At 72.6% G+C, this 14,982-nt stretch carries 19 protein-coding genes; 16 read left to right on the top strand and 3 right to left on the bottom strand.

The features are described from left to right. Window positions 1-46: 46 nt before the first annotated feature. The gene (locus tag ACTWPP_RS02455) at window positions 47-1,366 is read right to left on the bottom strand and encodes a nicotinate phosphoribosyltransferase (RefSeq protein WP_443102377.1); all 1,320 of its coding nucleotides are present in this window, start codon (window positions 1,364-1,366) and stop codon (window positions 47-49) included. Between the two features lie 135 nt (window positions 1,367-1,501). On the opposite strand from ACTWPP_RS02455, the gene clpS reads away from it, so the two are divergent. The 16 genes from clpS to ACTWPP_RS02535 all read left to right on the top strand — a co-directional run bounded on the left by clpS (window position 1,502) and on the right by ACTWPP_RS02535 (window position 12,943). Beyond that, the gene (gene clpS / locus ACTWPP_RS02460) at window positions 1,502-1,798 is read left to right on the top strand and encodes an ATP-dependent Clp protease adapter ClpS (RefSeq protein WP_131875481.1); all 297 of its coding nucleotides are present in this window, start codon (window positions 1,502-1,504) and stop codon (window positions 1,796-1,798) included. Between the two features lie 47 nt (window positions 1,799-1,845). Further along, on the top strand, window positions 1,846-2,373 hold the full coding sequence (locus ACTWPP_RS02465) for a DUF2017 domain-containing protein (RefSeq protein ID WP_443102378.1): 528 nt from the start codon (window positions 1,846-1,848) through the stop codon (window positions 2,371-2,373). A 148-nt stretch (window positions 2,374-2,521) separates the two neighbouring features. After that, window positions 2,522-3,442, top strand: coding sequence for an MEDS domain-containing protein (locus tag ACTWPP_RS02470; RefSeq protein ID WP_443102379.1), 921 nt, complete (start codon window positions 2,522-2,524; stop codon window positions 3,440-3,442). A 27-nt stretch (window positions 3,443-3,469) separates the two neighbouring features. Continuing rightward, the gene (locus ACTWPP_RS02475; RefSeq protein ID WP_443102380.1) at window positions 3,470-4,321 is read left to right on the top strand and encodes an MEDS domain-containing protein; all 852 of its coding nucleotides are present in this window, start codon (window positions 3,470-3,472) and stop codon (window positions 4,319-4,321) included. Further along, complete coding sequence (locus tag ACTWPP_RS02480; protein WP_443102381.1) at window positions 4,318-5,295, top strand: anti-sigma factor RsbA family regulatory protein; 978 nt, start codon at window positions 4,318-4,320, stop codon at window positions 5,293-5,295. Before ACTWPP_RS02475 ends, ACTWPP_RS02480 begins: the two co-directional genes overlap by 4 nt. Before the next feature lie 56 nt (window positions 5,296-5,351). Continuing rightward, window positions 5,352-5,771 (top strand): Mov34/MPN/PAD-1 family protein, encoded by a 420-nt coding sequence (locus tag ACTWPP_RS02485; RefSeq protein WP_443102382.1) that lies wholly within the window; start codon window positions 5,352-5,354, stop codon window positions 5,769-5,771. A 54-nt stretch (window positions 5,772-5,825) separates the two neighbouring features. Beyond that, window positions 5,826-5,960, top strand: coding sequence for a hypothetical protein (locus ACTWPP_RS02490; protein ID WP_443102383.1), 135 nt, complete (start codon window positions 5,826-5,828; stop codon window positions 5,958-5,960). Between the two features lie 93 nt (window positions 5,961-6,053). After that, complete coding sequence (locus tag ACTWPP_RS02495) at window positions 6,054-6,326, top strand: MoaD/ThiS family protein (RefSeq protein WP_443102384.1); 273 nt, start codon at window positions 6,054-6,056, stop codon at window positions 6,324-6,326. 21 nt (window positions 6,327-6,347) lie between these two features. Beyond that, window positions 6,348-7,295, top strand: a complete 948-nt coding sequence (locus ACTWPP_RS02500; RefSeq protein ID WP_443102385.1) for a PLP-dependent cysteine synthase family protein — start codon at window positions 6,348-6,350, stop codon at window positions 7,293-7,295. A gap of 84 nt (window positions 7,296-7,379) precedes the next feature. Beyond that, on the top strand, window positions 7,380-8,225 hold the full coding sequence (locus ACTWPP_RS02505) for a thioesterase family protein (protein WP_443102386.1): 846 nt from the start codon (window positions 7,380-7,382) through the stop codon (window positions 8,223-8,225). A 248-nt stretch (window positions 8,226-8,473) separates the two neighbouring features. Next, entirely contained in the window at window positions 8,474-9,313 is an 840-nt protein-coding gene (murI, locus tag ACTWPP_RS02510) for a glutamate racemase (RefSeq protein ID WP_443102387.1), read from the top strand. 30 nt (window positions 9,314-9,343) lie between these two features. Further along, the gene (locus ACTWPP_RS02515) at window positions 9,344-10,093 is read left to right on the top strand and encodes an MBL fold metallo-hydrolase (protein ID WP_443102388.1); all 750 of its coding nucleotides are present in this window, start codon (window positions 9,344-9,346) and stop codon (window positions 10,091-10,093) included. A 20-nt stretch (window positions 10,094-10,113) separates the two neighbouring features. After that, complete coding sequence (gene rph / locus ACTWPP_RS02520; protein ID WP_443102389.1) at window positions 10,114-10,833, top strand: ribonuclease PH; 720 nt, start codon at window positions 10,114-10,116, stop codon at window positions 10,831-10,833. Further along, a complete protein-coding gene (gene rdgB / locus ACTWPP_RS02525) occupies window positions 10,830-11,447 on the top strand; it encodes an RdgB/HAM1 family non-canonical purine NTP pyrophosphatase (RefSeq protein WP_443102390.1) in 618 nt (205 codons plus the stop codon). Before rph ends, rdgB begins: the two co-directional genes overlap by 4 nt. Window positions 11,448-12,074: 627 nt before the next feature. Then, entirely contained in the window at window positions 12,075-12,587 is a 513-nt protein-coding gene (locus ACTWPP_RS02530) for a SigE family RNA polymerase sigma factor (protein ID WP_443102391.1), read from the top strand. Beyond that, complete coding sequence (locus tag ACTWPP_RS02535) at window positions 12,584-12,943, top strand: hypothetical protein (RefSeq protein WP_443102392.1); 360 nt, start codon at window positions 12,584-12,586, stop codon at window positions 12,941-12,943. Before ACTWPP_RS02530 ends, ACTWPP_RS02535 begins: the two co-directional genes overlap by 4 nt. Before the next feature lie 123 nt (window positions 12,944-13,066). On the opposite strand, the gene ACTWPP_RS02540 is transcribed toward ACTWPP_RS02535, so the two are convergent. Then, the gene (locus tag ACTWPP_RS02540; protein WP_443102393.1) at window positions 13,067-14,011 is read right to left on the bottom strand and encodes an anti-sigma factor RsbA family regulatory protein; all 945 of its coding nucleotides are present in this window, start codon (window positions 14,009-14,011) and stop codon (window positions 13,067-13,069) included. Beyond that, window positions 14,011-14,937, bottom strand: coding sequence for an MEDS domain-containing protein (locus tag ACTWPP_RS02545; protein WP_443102394.1), 927 nt, complete (start codon window positions 14,935-14,937; stop codon window positions 14,011-14,013). The genes ACTWPP_RS02540 and ACTWPP_RS02545 overlap by 1 nt, the downstream gene beginning before the upstream one ends. Window positions 14,938-14,982: the final 45 nt, after the last annotated feature.

Here is a 14,982-nt window from a genome sequence, read left to right on the forward strand (position 1 = left end):
TCTTGCCCAGACAACTGGGACGCTACCCCGTCAAGGCGGGTTGGGATCAACTGCGCGGGCCGCCGTTGACGAACTCGGTGGGTACGGCGGGTTCGCCCTTGGAGAGCTGGGTCGCCGTCGCCGGCAGTTCCGCGACCGCGCGGGCGTGGCGTTCCCTGGTCTCGGTGAGCGCTTCGCGTCCGACGACCTCGCCGCCGCGCACCAGCGGTACCTGGAGGACGCGGTCGCGCGGGCCGGGGGCCGGTTCACCGGTTGAGATGGTCTCGACGTAGGCGACGCCGTGCCCGTCGATGCGGCGGACGGCCGTCTTGCGTCCGCCACGGCTGGGTTTGCCGGTGGAGCGTTTCGCCACCGGACGCATGGGGGCGTCCTCCTCGGGCCCGTCCGACCGGGCAACGAGCTTGTACACGAGGGACGCCGTGGGGGCACCCGAGCCGGTCACGAGGGACGTCCCGACGCCGTAGCCGTTCACGGGTGCCGCGCCCAGGGCCGCGATGCCGTACTCGTCCAGATCGCCGGTGACCACGATGCGCGTGTCGTGCGCGCCCAGCGCGTCGAGCTGATCGCGGACGCGGCGCGCCAGCACGCCCAGATCGCCGCTGTCGAGCCGGACGGCGCCGAGGGCCGGTCCGGCGAGTTCCACGCCGGTGCGGACGGCCCGTTCGACGTCGTAGGTGTCGACCAGGAGCGTGGTGCCCTCGCCGAGGGACGCGAGCTGGGCTTCGAAGGCGTGCCGTTCGCTGTCGTGCAGGAGGGTGAACGAGTGCGCGCTCGTCCCGGCGGTCGGCACGCCGTACAGGCGGCCCGCCTCCAGGTTGGAGGTGGTGGCGAATCCCGCGATGTAGGCGGCGCGCGCGGAGGCCACGGCGGCGCGTTCGTGGGCGCGGCGCGACCCCATCTCGATGATGGGGCGGTCCTGGGCCGCGTGCACCATCCGGGACGCCGCGGACGCGATCGCGCAGTCGTGGTTGAGGATCGACAGGGCGAGGGTCTCCAGCAGGACCGCCTCCCCGAACGTTCCCTCGACGACCAGGATCGGCGATTCCGGGAAGTAGCAGTCGCCCTCGGCATAACCCCAGACGTCGCCGGTGAAGCGATACTCCTCCAGCCATCGCAGCGTGGGCTCGTCCACGATGCCGTTCGATGCCAGGAACTCCAGCTGCGCGGGCTCGAACCGGAACGCCTCGATCGCGTCCAGGAGCCGCCCCGTACCGGCGACGACGCCGTACCGGCGGCCGGCGGGCAGGTTCCGTGCGAACACCTCGAAGACCGAGCGCCGGCCGGCCGTTCCACTGCGCAGCGCCGCCTGGAGCATGGTCAGCTCGTACTGGTCGGTCAGCAGGGCAGTACCGTCACCAAGGTCCACAGTGGAACCATAAGCCCCACTGTGGGCACCATGGTCGTGTGGGCCATCGCACCCGAACGGGGAAGTGGCGCATAGCATCGGGTGCAGTGGGCGGACGGACTTCATGTGGAGAGGGGGAGACGCGGAATGAGCGCCATGAGCACGGCGCCCGCACCCGTCGAACTGGAGCGGCCGGACGCCGAGGAGGACGTGAGCGCCGACCGGCCCTGGCTGGCCATCGTCTGGAACGACCCGATCAACCTGATGTCGTACGTCACGTACGTGTTCCAGGCCGTGTTCGGCTACCCCAAGACCAAGGCCGAGAAACTGATGCTCGACGTGCACCACAAGGGGCGTGCCGTCGTGGCCAACGGCACCCGCGAGGAGATGGAGCGGGATGTGGAGATCCTGCATTCCTACGGCCTGTGGGCCACCGTGAAACGGGACGACTGAGCCCGTGGGCGGAGCGATCCGATGAGCCGTGTGGAGCGGAGCGACCCGTGAGCCAGGTGAAGAAGACCCGCGACGGCATCAGGGTTCGGCTGGAGGCCGAGGAGATCGCGCTCATGCGCGCCCTGATGGAGCAGCTGCTCGCACTGCTGGGCGACGCGCCCGGCGGGGACGACGAGCTCGCCTCGATGGGCATCACCGAGAACGCCGCCAAGCCGGAGGACCCGGTTCTGGCGCGGCTGTTCCCGGACGCCTACCGCGACGACGGTGAGGCCGCGGGTGAGTTCCGCCGTTACACCGAGATGGGGTTGCGCGACGGTAAACGCGAGGCCGCCGAGGTCGTGCTGGCTTCGCTGGGCGGTGCCGGGTCCGCCGTCGTCCTGGACGAGAAGCAGGCGCAGGCGTGGCTGCGGGCGCTGAACGACGTCCGGCTGGCGCTGGGCACCCGGCTGGACATCACCGAGGAGTGGTACGAGGAGGCGGAGAAGATGGACCGGGACGACCCCCGCACGCCCATGTTCGCGGCCTACGACTGGCTGACCATGCTGCAGGACAGCCTCGTCAACGTTCTCTGGTGACCGTCCCGGACGTCCACAGCCGGTCATAGCGGACATTACCGATTGTCGGGACGCCGGTGCGGACGGTTGTTACCGTGTCGCCAAGGGCGTTCAGGCTCGTACCGGCATGGCCCGTACCGGCGGGCCGGAAGGGCAATCGGAGGCCGCCATGTCCATTGTGGGCACCCGTGCGAAGCCGGTCGGCACGATGAGGCTGGGCGACCATCTCGCCCTGCTGTTCGACAACGACGAGGAGCGGCGGTCGATCATGGCCGCCTACGCGCGCGACGGGGTCCGCGCGGGCCACAAGATCATTTACATCTCCGACGGCGTCCCCGCGCCGGACGTGCTCGGCTGGCTGCTCTCCGAGCGGGCGGACGTCACCGGCCCCGCCCCGCGGGACCGGGCGGCCGATCTCGCCGCCGCCATGGAGGCCGGGCATCTCGTCGTGCGGACCGCCGAGGAGACGTTCCTCGCGAGCGGCCGGTTCGACCCGGCCGAGAGCATCGAGCTGATCGCCACGGAGGTCGACCTCGCCTACGTCCAGGGCTACGCGGGCGTGCGGATCGCGGGCGAGGCGAGGTTCTCGCTGCGCCGCTGGCCGGGCACCGAGCAGTTCGGCGAGTTCGAGCAGATGCTCGACGACGCCTTCATGACCTCCGACGTGAAGGCGATGGCGGTCTGCCAGTTCGACCGGCGCTGGTTCGACGACGCGCGGCTCGCGGCGGTGGAGACCCGCCACATGGGGCGCGTCCGCGTCGACGACTACCACGACGACGGCTCGCTGCGCATCACGCCGATCTTCAGCCCGCCCGGCGCCGAACTGGCCGGGGTCATCGACGGGTCGACCCGTCCGGCCGCCGAAGCGGTCCTGGCGTCGATCACGACCCGGACGGGCCTGCTCTGCCTCGACCTCGGCGGCGTGACGGCCTGCGACACGGACGGGCTGCGCCTGCTGACCGGCGCGGGCCGTCCCGGCCGGGGCCGCGGGCTGCTGCTGCGGGGTGTGCCGCCCGCCCTCCGCGACCGGCTCCGCGACGAGGGCCTCGCCGACGCGCCGGGCATCTCCATCGAACCCCGCTCACGCTGACGGCACCGGCGCTCCCCGAGGAGGTCCATGGCTCCCGAGCAGGTCCGTCACCGGTCCGGAGGACCCGCCACGCCGGTCGGCGAGATGCGGGCCGGCGATCATCTGTGCCTCGCCTACGTCAACGATGAGGAACGCCACGCCGTCCTGACGGCGTTCCTCAACGATGGTCTGCGCGCCGGGCACGCCCTGGTCTACCTGGTGGACGACGAGCCCGCCGGCGCCGCCGCGGAACGGCTCCGTCACGGCTTCGGGGCCGCGCTCGGCGACGGCCGCCTGAACGTGCTGTCCACCGCCGAGACCGATCTCGACGCCGTGATCGGCTCCGCGCTTGCCCGCGGGCACCCGGGGGTGCGGGTCACGGGCGAGGCGTCGCCCTCCCTGCGCGGCTGGCCCGGCACGGAGCGGTTCGCGGTGTTCGAGGGCGCCGTCCACCGGGCCGTCACCCGGCCGGGCCGTCCCGCGATGGCGCTGTGCCAGTACGACCGCCGCTGGTTCACCGGCGACCACCTGCGCGAGGTGGAGGACCGCCACGGCGGACGGGCCGGCGCCGACGCCGTCTTCGACGACGGTGTGCTGGCGATCGTCCCGCTGTTCGCGCCGCCCGGCCTGCGGCTGTCCGGCGCGATCGACGAGTCGACCCTGCCCGCGCTGGTCGAGGCGCTTCGCGAGTTCGACGACGCCGCGCACCTGTGCCTGGACCTGTCCCGGCTCGACTTCTGCGACATGGACGGCCTGCGCGCCCTGATCCGCGTAAACGAGACGAGCACCGTCCTCGACCGGCAGGTGATCCTGCGGTCGATGCCCGGGTGCGTGGAGCTGATGCTGCGCGCCTCCGGCTGGGACACCGCGCCCGGGATCGTCGCGGAGGCGGCCGTATGACCGGGCGCAGCGCCCTGCGTCCCGGGGTTCCCGCGCGGGCCGGCCGGGACGTCCTCGTCCACCGGGCGCTGCTGTACGGGTCGCGGCGCGAGTTCCTGCTGACCGCCGTGCCGTTCCTGCGCGCCGGGCGGCGCTCGGGCGACGCGGTCGTCGTCATCGCCGGGCCGCCGGCCGCGGCGGCCCTGCGCGAACAGCTCGGCCCCGAGACCGCCGCGGGGATCGAGTTCATCGACGCGGCGCGGTGGTTCCGCGGCCCGATGCTCGCGCTGGCCTCCGGCCACGACCGGGCGTGCGCCGACTGGTGGCCGCGCGGGCGGCTGCGGCTGCTGGCGGAGCCGGTCTGGGACGGCCTGACACCGCTGGAGACCCGGGAGTGGAAGCGGCACGACGCGCTGCTGAACGTCGTGTTCGCCGGCACCCCGACCCTGATCATGTGCGCGTACGACACGGAGGCGCTCGCCGGGCACGTGCTGGACGCCGCGGCGCGCACCCATCCCGAGCTGACCGGTCCGGACGGGCCGGCGCCCGCCGGCCGGTTCACCGGCCCCGCCGAGTTCTGCGCCGAGTGCGACGCGGGTGCGCTGCCTCCGCCGCCCGCCACGGCCGCCCGCAGGTCGTTCGCGACGGGCGGGCTGCCGGCGCTGCGGAGCTTCCTGTCCGCCGAGGCCGCCCGGCTCGGGCTGCCGGAGGGGCGCACGCTCCCGTTCGTGCTGGCGGCGAACGAGGTCGCCACCGGCGTCGTCCGGGACGGCGGCGGACGCGGCTCGCTGTGGGTGTGGGCGGAGGGCGGCGAGCTGATCTGCGACATCGCGGACCCGGTGCGGATCATGACCGGCCGTTTCGCCGGCTACGAGCCGCCGGGCGGCCCGGGGCACGACGCCGAGATGTGGGCCGTCCGGCGGCTGTGCCACATCGTGGAGATCCGCTCGGGCGCCGACGGCACCCAGATCCGCCTCCACGTCAAGCTCGGCTGAGGCCGCGGAGGCACGCCCGGCGTCCGACGCCAGGGGCATTGCAATAGGCTCGGACCATGCTGACGATCGAGCGTGCCCTTGTCGAGAAGATCGTCGCGCATGCGCGCGCCGACCATCCCGACGAGGCCTGCGGCGTCATCGCCGGCCCCATCGGCTCCGACCGGCCCGTCCGGTACGTCGCGATGATGAACGCCGAGCGGTCCCCGACGTTCTACCGGTTCGACTCCCACGAGCAGCTCAAGGTGTGGCGGGAGATGGACGACCGGGACGAGGAGCCGGTGGTCATCTACCACTCGCACACCGCCACCGAGGCGTACCCGTCGCGCACCGACATCTCCTACGCCTCCGAGCCGAACGCCCACTACGTGCTCGTCTCCACCCGCGAGGAGGACGACACCGAGTTCCGGTCGTTCCGGATCGTGGACGGTGAGGTCACCGAGGAAGAGGTCGCCGTCGTCGACGCCTACGACGCTTAGCGGCGGCACGGGTCGGCACGGAACGCCCGGGTCGCGGCCGGTAAACTGGTCGTCATGTGGACGAGCGGGCACGGGACGGGCGGCGAACCGCCGGCGGCTCGACGCCGCGCCGGCTCCGCCGCGGTGCCACCCGTACAGAGCTTCCTGTTCGGGCACTCGCGCGCCGAGGTCGTCTACGACTGTCGCTGACGCGCTGATCCTGCCTGGAATCATCCCGCTCCCCGCCCGGTTGTGACGCAGAGGGCGGGGAGCCCCCGTACGACGTAGAAGGAGATCACCGCGATGGCGATCGAGGTCCGCATCCCGACGATCATGCGCAACCTCACCGACGGCGCGAAGGCCGTCGAGGGCAAGGGCGGCACGCTGGACGAGCTGTTCACCGACCTGGACTCGCGCCACGCCGGCCTGCGCGGCCGGCTGGTCGACGACAAGGGCCTGCGCAAGTTCGTCAACGTCTACCTCAACGACGAGGACGTACGTTTCCTCGGCGGCCTGGAGACGGAGGTCGCCGACGGCGACAGCGTCACCATCCTCCCGGCCGTAGCCGGCGGCTGAGCCGGGCTGGGCGGCGGCACAATGCGTTTCGACTCTCTGCTGGACTCGCTCGGCCGCACGCCGCTGGTCGGACTGCCGCGGCTTTCGCCGAGCGACGACGTCCGGCTCTGGGCCAAGCTGGAGGACCGCAACCCGACCGGCTCGGTGAAGGACCGTCCCGCCTTCTACATGATCGAGAAGGCGGAGAAGGAGGGGCTGCTGACGCCGGGCTGCACGATCCTGGAGCCGACGTCCGGCAACACCGGCATCTCGCTGGCCATGGTCGCGAAGCTGCGCGGCTACGAGATGGTGTGCGTGATGCCGGAGAACACCTCCGCCGAGCGCCGCCAGCTCCTGGAGATGTGGGGCGCGCGGATCATCTTCTCCCCGGCGGCCGGCGGCTCGAACGAGGCCGTCCGGGTGGCGAAGGGGCTGGCGGAGGAGAACCCCGACTGGGTGATGCTCTACCAGTACGGCAACGAGGCCAACGCCCTCGCGCACTACGAGACGACCGGCCCGGAGATCCTGGAGGACCTGCCGACGGTGACGCACTTCGTCGCCGGGCTCGGCACCACGGGCACGCTGATGGGCGTCGGCCGGTTCCTGCGCGAGCGGGTGCCGGACGTGAAGATCGTCGCGGCGGAGCCCCGGTACGGGGATCTGGTGTACGGGCTGCGCAACATCGACGAGGGCTTCATCCCGGAGCTGTACGACGAGTCGGTGCTGACCACGCGGTTCTCGGTCACGTCGGGGGACGCGCTGCGCCGCACCCGCGAGCTGCTGGAGCAGGAGGGCATCTTCGCGGGCATCTCGACGGGAGGCGCGCTGCACGCGGCGCTCGGCATGGCGAAGAAGGCGGTCAAGGCCCGCGAGCGGGCCGACATCGCTTTCGTGATCGCCGACGGCGGCTGGAAGTACCTGTCCACCGGCGCGTACGGCGGGACGCTGGAGGAGGCGGAGGCCCGCCTCGAAGGGCAGCTCTGGGCCTGACCAGGCAGGCTCCGGCCGGTGCCTGAGAGCGCCGGTGTCGCGTCCGGCACGGTAGAGTGCGTTTTCGAACGTTATTCTAGAACCGTGCCGGACGGGTGGACGATCCCCGCCGCGCGGCAGGGACGCAGGAGTGTGCGGATGAGCGGGTTCGGCGACGCGACCGCGGTGAAGCAGGTCGACGACGGCCGGTACGAGGCCGTCCTGGACGGCGACTTCGGCTTCGCCGAGGCGCTGAACGGCGGCTACCTCATGGCCGTGCTGGGCCGCGCCGCCGTCGACGCCTCCCCGCACGCGCACCCCGTCTCGACCGCGGCGAACTTCCACCGGGTCGCCAAGCCCGGCCCCGCCGAGGTGACCGTCGAGTCCCGCAAGCAGGGCCGCACGGCCGCCGCGTCGCTGGTCACCCTCGTCCAGGACGGCCGTCCCGTCGTGGACGCCCTGATCACCACCGGCACCCTCGACGCCGCCGCCGAACCCGCCTGGACCGGTGAGGCGCCCCCGGCGATGCCGCCGCTGGAGGAGTGCACCGACTTCCGGCCCCCGTCGGGCGACGGGTTCGCCGACCGGGTCGACATGCGCTTCGACCGGTCGACGATGGGCTGGCTGGACGGGCAGCCGAGCGGACGCCCCGAGATCCGCGGCTGGTTCCGGCACCGCGACGACTACGCGATCGACGCCTACTCCCTCGCGCTCGCCGTGGACGCGCTGCCGCCCGTCGCGCTGAACCTCGGCGCGCAGGGCTGGGCCCCGACCGTCGAACTGACCTGGCACATGCGGGCGGTGCCGGCGCCCGGCTGGCTGGCCGTGCACGGCGGCGGCCGGCTCCTCTCCGACGGCTGGTTCGACGAAGAGGTCGAGGTCTGGGACTCCGCGGGCCGGCTCGTCGCGCAGAGCCGGCAGATCGCCCGGGTGCCCCGCCTCCGCTCGTGAAGCGACTCCCTGTGGGGGACGCCCCCACCCCCCGGTTCGCTCTCGCTCAAACTTTTCTCTGTGGGGGGACGACCCCCCACACCCCCCGGTTCGCTCTCGCTCAAACTTTGCACCACCGGCGTTTCGGCCCGGTTCGCGTCCGGATCACGCGCACACGGCGTGAACTGGACGGTTTTCCGGCATGTGACGGTGTGATGTCCAACGCATGACGTACCCGTGCGGGGCCTTCTCGCTTAGCCTTGTGCACCATGTCAGCAGCATCCCGGGGGGACGGCCTCCCAGACGCCCCCATCGGGATCTTCGACAGCGGTTTCGGCGGGCTGACCGTGGCACGCGCCATCCTCGACCAGCTGCCGAACGAGCCGATCGTCTACCTGGGGGACTCGGCCCGCCAGCCGTACGGGCCGCGTCCCATCGCGGAGGTCCGCGCCTTCGCCCTCGAGATGCTCGACCGGCTCGTCGACGAGGGCGTGAAGATGCTGGTGATCGCCTGCAACAGCGCCAGCTCGGCGATGCTGCGCGACGCCCGGGAACGCTACGCCCTCCCGGTGGTCGAGGTCATCAACCCCGCCACCCGGCGCGCGGCCCGCGCCACGTCCAACGGGCGGGTCGGGCTGATCGCCACGGAGGCCACCGTGAACAGCCGCGCCTACGACGATGCCTTCGCCGCCGCACCGCACATCGAACTGGTCAGCACGGCGTGCCCGCGCTTCGTCGAGTTCGTCGAGGCGGGCGTGACGATGGGCGGGGAACTGCTGGACGCGGCACGCGGCTACCTCCGCCCGATCGTGGACGCGGGATGCGACACCCTCATCCTCGGCTGCACCCATTACCCACTGCTGACCGGCGTCATCTCGTATGTCGTGGGAGACGGCGTCACACTGGTGTCAAGCGCCGACGAGACCGCCAAGGACGTGTATCGCGTGCTCCACGATCGGGGGCTTTCCCGCGCCGAGGCGACGCCCCGGCCGCGGCACCGGTTCCGCGCCACCGGGGACCCCGCCGTGTTCGCCGAGCTCGGCCGGCGGTTCCTGGGGCCGGAGATCGGTTCGGTTGAGACGGCGCCGGACAAGGCGCTGACGACCTGATTCCTCGGGGACGCAAAGGAGGAGTTGAGCGTGCGGGTCACAGTGATCGGCTGCTCCGGCAGTTTCCCGGGGCCGGACAGCCCCGCGTCCAGCTACCTGATCGAGGCGGACGGCTACGCGCTGGTGCTCGATCTCGGCAACGGGGCGCTCGGATCGCTGCAGCGGTTCCGCTCGCTGTACGAGATCGACGCCGTCTGCATCTCGCACCTGCACGCCGACCACTGCCTGGACCTGTGCGGATACTGGGTGGCGCGCACCTACCGGCCGGGCGGCCCGCCACCGCCGATCCCGGTGCACGGCCCCACCGACACCGCGGCTCGGATGGCGCGGGCCTACGACCTCGACCCCGAGCCGGGCATGTCCGGGACGTTCGAGTTCCACGACCTGCGTCCCGGCCCCTACGAGATCGGACCGTTCCGCGTGACGACGGCGCTGATGCCGCACCCGGTCGAGGCGTACGCGTTCCGCATCGAGCACGGCGGCAGGACCCTCGCCTACTCGGGCGACACCGGCGTGTCCGACACGCTGGTCGAGCTGGCGAGCGGCGCCGACCTGTTCCTGTGCGAGGCGTCCTTCCTGGAAGGCCCCGGCCTGCCGTCCGAGCTGCATCTGACCGCCCGCGAGGCCGGCGAGCACGCCGCCCGCGCCGGCGCCGGACGGCTCGTCCTCACCCACCTGGTGCCGTGGAACGACGCGGACCTCTCGCTCAAGGAGGCCAAGGCCAGCGGTTACGACGGCGACATCGAGCTGGCCCGCGTGGGCGCCCAGTACACCCTTTGAGTCCCGCTAGGGTGGATCGCATGCCTCGCCCCGATGACCGCGCGTCCGACCAGCTCCGTCCCGTCCGCATCCAGCGCGGATGGCTCGACCACGCGGAGGGCTCGGTGCTGGTCGAGTTCGGCGCGACACGGGTACTGTGCGCCGCGTCCGTGCAGGACTCGGTGCCCCGGTGGCGGCGCGACAGCGGCCTCGGCTGGGTCACCGCCGAGTACGCGATGCTGCCCCGCGCCACCAACACCCGCAACGACCGCGAGTCCGTGAAGGGGCGGATCGGCGGCCGCACCCACGAGATCTCCCGGCTGATCGGCCGTTCCGTCCGGGCGTGCCTCGACTTCAAGGCGCTCGGCGAGAACACCGTCCAGCTCGACTGCGACGTCCTGCAGGCCGACGGGGGCACCCGCACCGCCGCGATCACCGGCGCGTACGTGGCGCTGGCCGACGCGGTGAGCTGGATGCGCGAACGCAGGCTGCTCAGGGGCGACCCGCTCATCACCTCGGTGTCGGCGATCAGCGTCGGCGTCGTGGACGGTGAGGCCCGCCTCGACCTGTGCTACGAGGAGGACTCCGCCGCCGGGACCGACATGAACGTGGTCTGCACCGGCGACGGCCGGTTCGTCGAGGTGCAGGGCACCGCCGAGGGCACCCCGTTCGACCGCGCCGAACTCGACGCGCTGCTCGACCTCGCGGCCGGCGGCTGCGCCGAGCTGACGCGACTTCAGGCACAGGCCCTCGCGCGATGACCCGGATCGTCCTGGCGACCCACAATCCGGGCAAGATCGCTGAGCTGCGCCGGATCCTCGGCGGCCTCGACGTCACCGGCCTCGACGCGTTCCCCGGCGCCCCCGATGTGCCGGAGACCGAGCCGACGTTCGAGGGCAACGCGCTCCTGAAGGCCCGCGCGATCGCCGCGTTCACCGGCCTGCCCGCCGTCGCCGACGACTCCGGCCTGTGCGTCGACGCGCTGAACGGCATGCCGGGCGTCCTGTCCGCCCGCTGGTCGGGACGGTTCGGCGCCGCCACCGGCGACCGCGACGCCGCCAACCTGAGGCTCGTCCTCGACCAGATCGCCGACGTCGCCGACGGACGGCGGGGCGCGGCGTTCGTGTGCGCGGCCGTCCTGGTCGTCCCGGGCGGCGCCGAGCACGGCGTCGAGGGACGGATGCGCGGCGCCCTGATCCGCGAGCCGCGCGGCACCGGCGGCTTCGGCTACGACCCGATCTTCGTCCCGGACGGCGAGTCCCGCACGACCGCGGAGCTGTCCCCCGAGGAGAAGGACGCCATCAGCCACCGCGGCAAGGCCTTCCGCGCCCTCGCCGCCCTCGTCCCCGCCGCCCTGCCCACGGAGTCGGCCTGACGCCCGCGGAGAAAACCGCGGCGGTGTGACAACCGGGAGCCGCCGGGCGGGGGTTATCAGGGGTGTACGGAAAACCTCCCCTGAGGAGCAACATGATCGACAAGGGTCGTCTCCGCCGCGCACCGATGGTCGCGCTGGCGGGAGTGGGCGGGGCGGGCGTCTTCGCCGCGGCGCTGTGGCTGGGCACCGGATCGGGAACGCCCGCGAACGCGGAACACGCGGGCGCGCGGGGCGGGCTCGCGCCCTCGGAGTCCCCACAGCCGGTGCCGTGCACCACCGCGCGGCTGCCGACCGGGAAACCTTCGCCGGTTCCGGACGTGGCCGACCCGTCGCAGGTCCCGTCCACACCGGTCCCGTGCCCCCCGTCGGAGCCGGCCCCGGCAAAGCCGGCCCCGGCAAAGCCGGCCCCGTCGGAGCCGGCCCCGTCGGAGCCGGCCCCGTCGGAGCCGGCCCCGGCAAAACCGGCCCCGGCAAAACCGGCCCCGGCAAAACCGGCCCCGGCGGAATCAGCCCCGGCGGAACCGTCCGCGGCCGTCCCGTCGCCGGTTCCGCCCGGGGAAGTGGGAACCGGGCCGGCACCGGCGCCGGCCAGCCCCACTCCCAAGAGGTAGGTGGCATCTGTCCACGGTGAGCGCCCGGGAGATACGCGGGGCCGAGGTCACGTTCGACGAGTTCGTGACCGCCACCGCGAGCCGCCTCCTGCGCACCGCCGTGTTCATGGTCTATGACCGGCATCTCGCCGAGGATCTGCTCCAGACCGCCTACGAGCGGGTCGCCCGGCGGTGGGAGCGCATCGCGGACGGCAACCCCGAGGCCTACGCCCGCAGGGTGCTGGTCAACCTCGCTCTCGACGAGAACAAGCGGCGGGCCCGCCGGCGCGACACGCCGGCCGGGTCCGTCGCGGACCTGGAGCGGCTCGCCGGCGCGGCCCCCGCTCCGGGGGCCGGGCCGGGCGACCTCGACGAGATCCTGCGCGGGCTGCCGGCCAAGCAGCGTGCGGTGGTCGTGCTGCGCTACTGGTGCGACATGAACGAACGAGAGATCGCCGACACGCTCGGGATCTCACAGGGGACGGTGAAGAGCCACACCGCGCGGGCCATGGCGGCGCTGCGGGAGCACATGAGGGAGGGCCGGGGGTGAACGACGAACTCGACGCCCTGCTGCGCGACCACTACCGCGCGGCCGCGGACGGCGTCCACGCCGACCCGGACACGATCCGCAGGTTCCGGGACGCGGGGCGGGCGGCCCGGCCGGCCCGGAGCGTGCTGCGGCGCTGGGCGCTGCCCGCCCTGGCGGCCGCCGTCACCGCCGCGGTGCTGGTGGCGATGGCCGTGTTCGCCTGGCCGGGAGCTCGGGAGCCCGAGGCGCCGCGTCCGCTGGCGCCGTCCACCGTCCCCACACCCACCGCCCCCACGCCCACCGCGCCTCAGCCTGCCGCGCCTCAGCCTGCCGCGCCTCAGCCGGCCCAGCCACGGCCTCAGCCGTCAACAACCTAAAGGTGCGCGATCGCGACCGAAGGCAGGTTTCGAGCGAAGCGAGAAACCTGATCGCGCAGCGAGCCGCAAGGCGAGCCGAAGCGATGCAGCGATCGCACGCAGTGCCCGCCGAAGGAGGGCCCTCTAGGGCCCGACGCCAAGGGCACTGCAGCGAACACGCAGGCGGATGAAGGTGCCGTCCCAGCCCGCGCGGAGTTCCATCAGGTCGACGAGGAGGCGGACGGTCCACAGGCCGAAGCCGGGCTGGAGGGCCGTGTCCGGCGGGATGAACCCCGTCAGCGGGCCGGGGCCCGGGCGCCAGAAGCCGTGGTCGCCGATCTCGCAGACGAGGTCGGCGCCGTCCCGCCATATCCAGAGGCCGATCGGCGGTGTGCCGTGCTGCAGCGCGTTGGCCGCGACCTCGTTGGCGGCCGTGACGAGGTTCCGCGCGGACTGCTTGGCGAGGCCGAGCCTGCCCGCGCGTTCGCCGATGAACGACCGCAATACGTGCAGGTCGTCGCCTTCGATGGGGAGGTATTCGGCGGTGCCGGGACGGTCGAAGCGCAGGCCGCGGTCGCAGCCGGACCCGAACGTCTCCGGGTCGACGTACTCGTCGCTCGGGCCGTTGTGCCCGGGGGCCAGCAGCAGCGGGTGGGTCCGTCTGGCCTCCGCGACGATCGCGGGCGGCAGGGTCGTGGTGTCGTAGGGGCACAGCGCGCTCGCCCCCGAACCTTTGAACACCACGTTGATGAGGGACTCGTAGCGGATCCATTCGAGGGTCTGCCGCTCGTCCCAGCCGTCCCAGACGGGTTCGGCCAGCGCGCACAGGCTGCGCGGCGCGCTCTGCTTCACGACGGTCTGGTAGTCGCGCAGGGTGTGGACGGGATGCCGGTAGAACTCCGCCGAGTCGAAGAACCCGATCGGCGCGTCGCCCGGCGTGAAGACGTCCCGGAGCGCGGTCAGGTTGGGTTCGCGCACCACGGCGATGACGGCCTGGTCCTTCTTCAGCCCGGATTCGAGGTACGGCACGGTGACCGACAGGAAGTCGTCGATTCCGCGGTACAGGAAAGCCCTGTGCTCCAAAGCCATCAGATACTGCCCTCCGTGTCCGGGAGCGCCCGTTCGCCGCCGCGGGCCAGGCCCGGCAGCCGGTGCCAGCCGACCATCTCGATGACGTTCTCCACATCGGGCGCCAGATGGTCGAGGACCAGCGGCTCGCCGGCGGGCATCCCGGTCGCGTGCCGGGCCAGCAGGTGCAGGCCGCCGAGGTCGATGAAGCCGAGCCGGGACAGGTCGAGGTGGACGCGGCGCCGGTCGCCGCTCACCTGGGCGAGCTTCTCGGCGAACACGGCGTGCCGGGCGGCGTCGAGCTCGCCCTCGACCCGGAGCCCGTCGGGTTCGAACGTGCGCACTATCTTCAGGATCCCGTCGTCGAATTCGGGGTTCACTTCCACGAGGACCTCGTGTGTGTCGCGGAGGGCGTTGAGCTCGTCGCGCGGGCACGCGTGCCGGTCGATCTGGCAGATCGCCATGGCCATCGTGCTCGGCGACACGGCGTCGTCGACCCGGTGCTCGCAGCCCAGCATCCGGCCGAGGTCGGGCGGGCCCGGCCGGTTCACCAGCCAGCTGTAGTCGGTGGTGAGGCGCACGGCGCGGAAGCCCTGGTCGAACGCCTCGTCGACCTCGCGGGCGAGGGTGTCGAACATCATGGCGGGGTCGAACTCGCCCCGCCGGTTGAGGCAGGCGTCCCGCCGCGAGATCACCCGCAGCCGGCCCGCCCTGCCGTGGGCGTCCACGTCGATCCGGTGCCGGGGGCCGAGGCCGGGAAGCCGCTCGGCCGGCGCGTCGGTGACGTACACGACCTTCTCGTTGGTCCGCAGGCCCTCCCGGACGAACGGTCCGATGACCCGGTCGCGCTCCTCGACGCCGCTGTAGGCGAGCCAGCCGTGATCGCCCGGCCGTACGTCGCTGACCGGACGTTTGATGGCCCAGGATGTCTCCCGCTCGCTGATCATGGGGCCTGCCCATCGAGGTCGGTGGTTTGTTCAGCGTACGCCGCC

It is taken from the genome of Actinomadura sp. 3N407, from assembly GCF_052245875.1.
GTDB lineage: Bacteria > Actinomycetota > Actinomycetes > Streptosporangiales > Streptosporangiaceae > Spirillospora.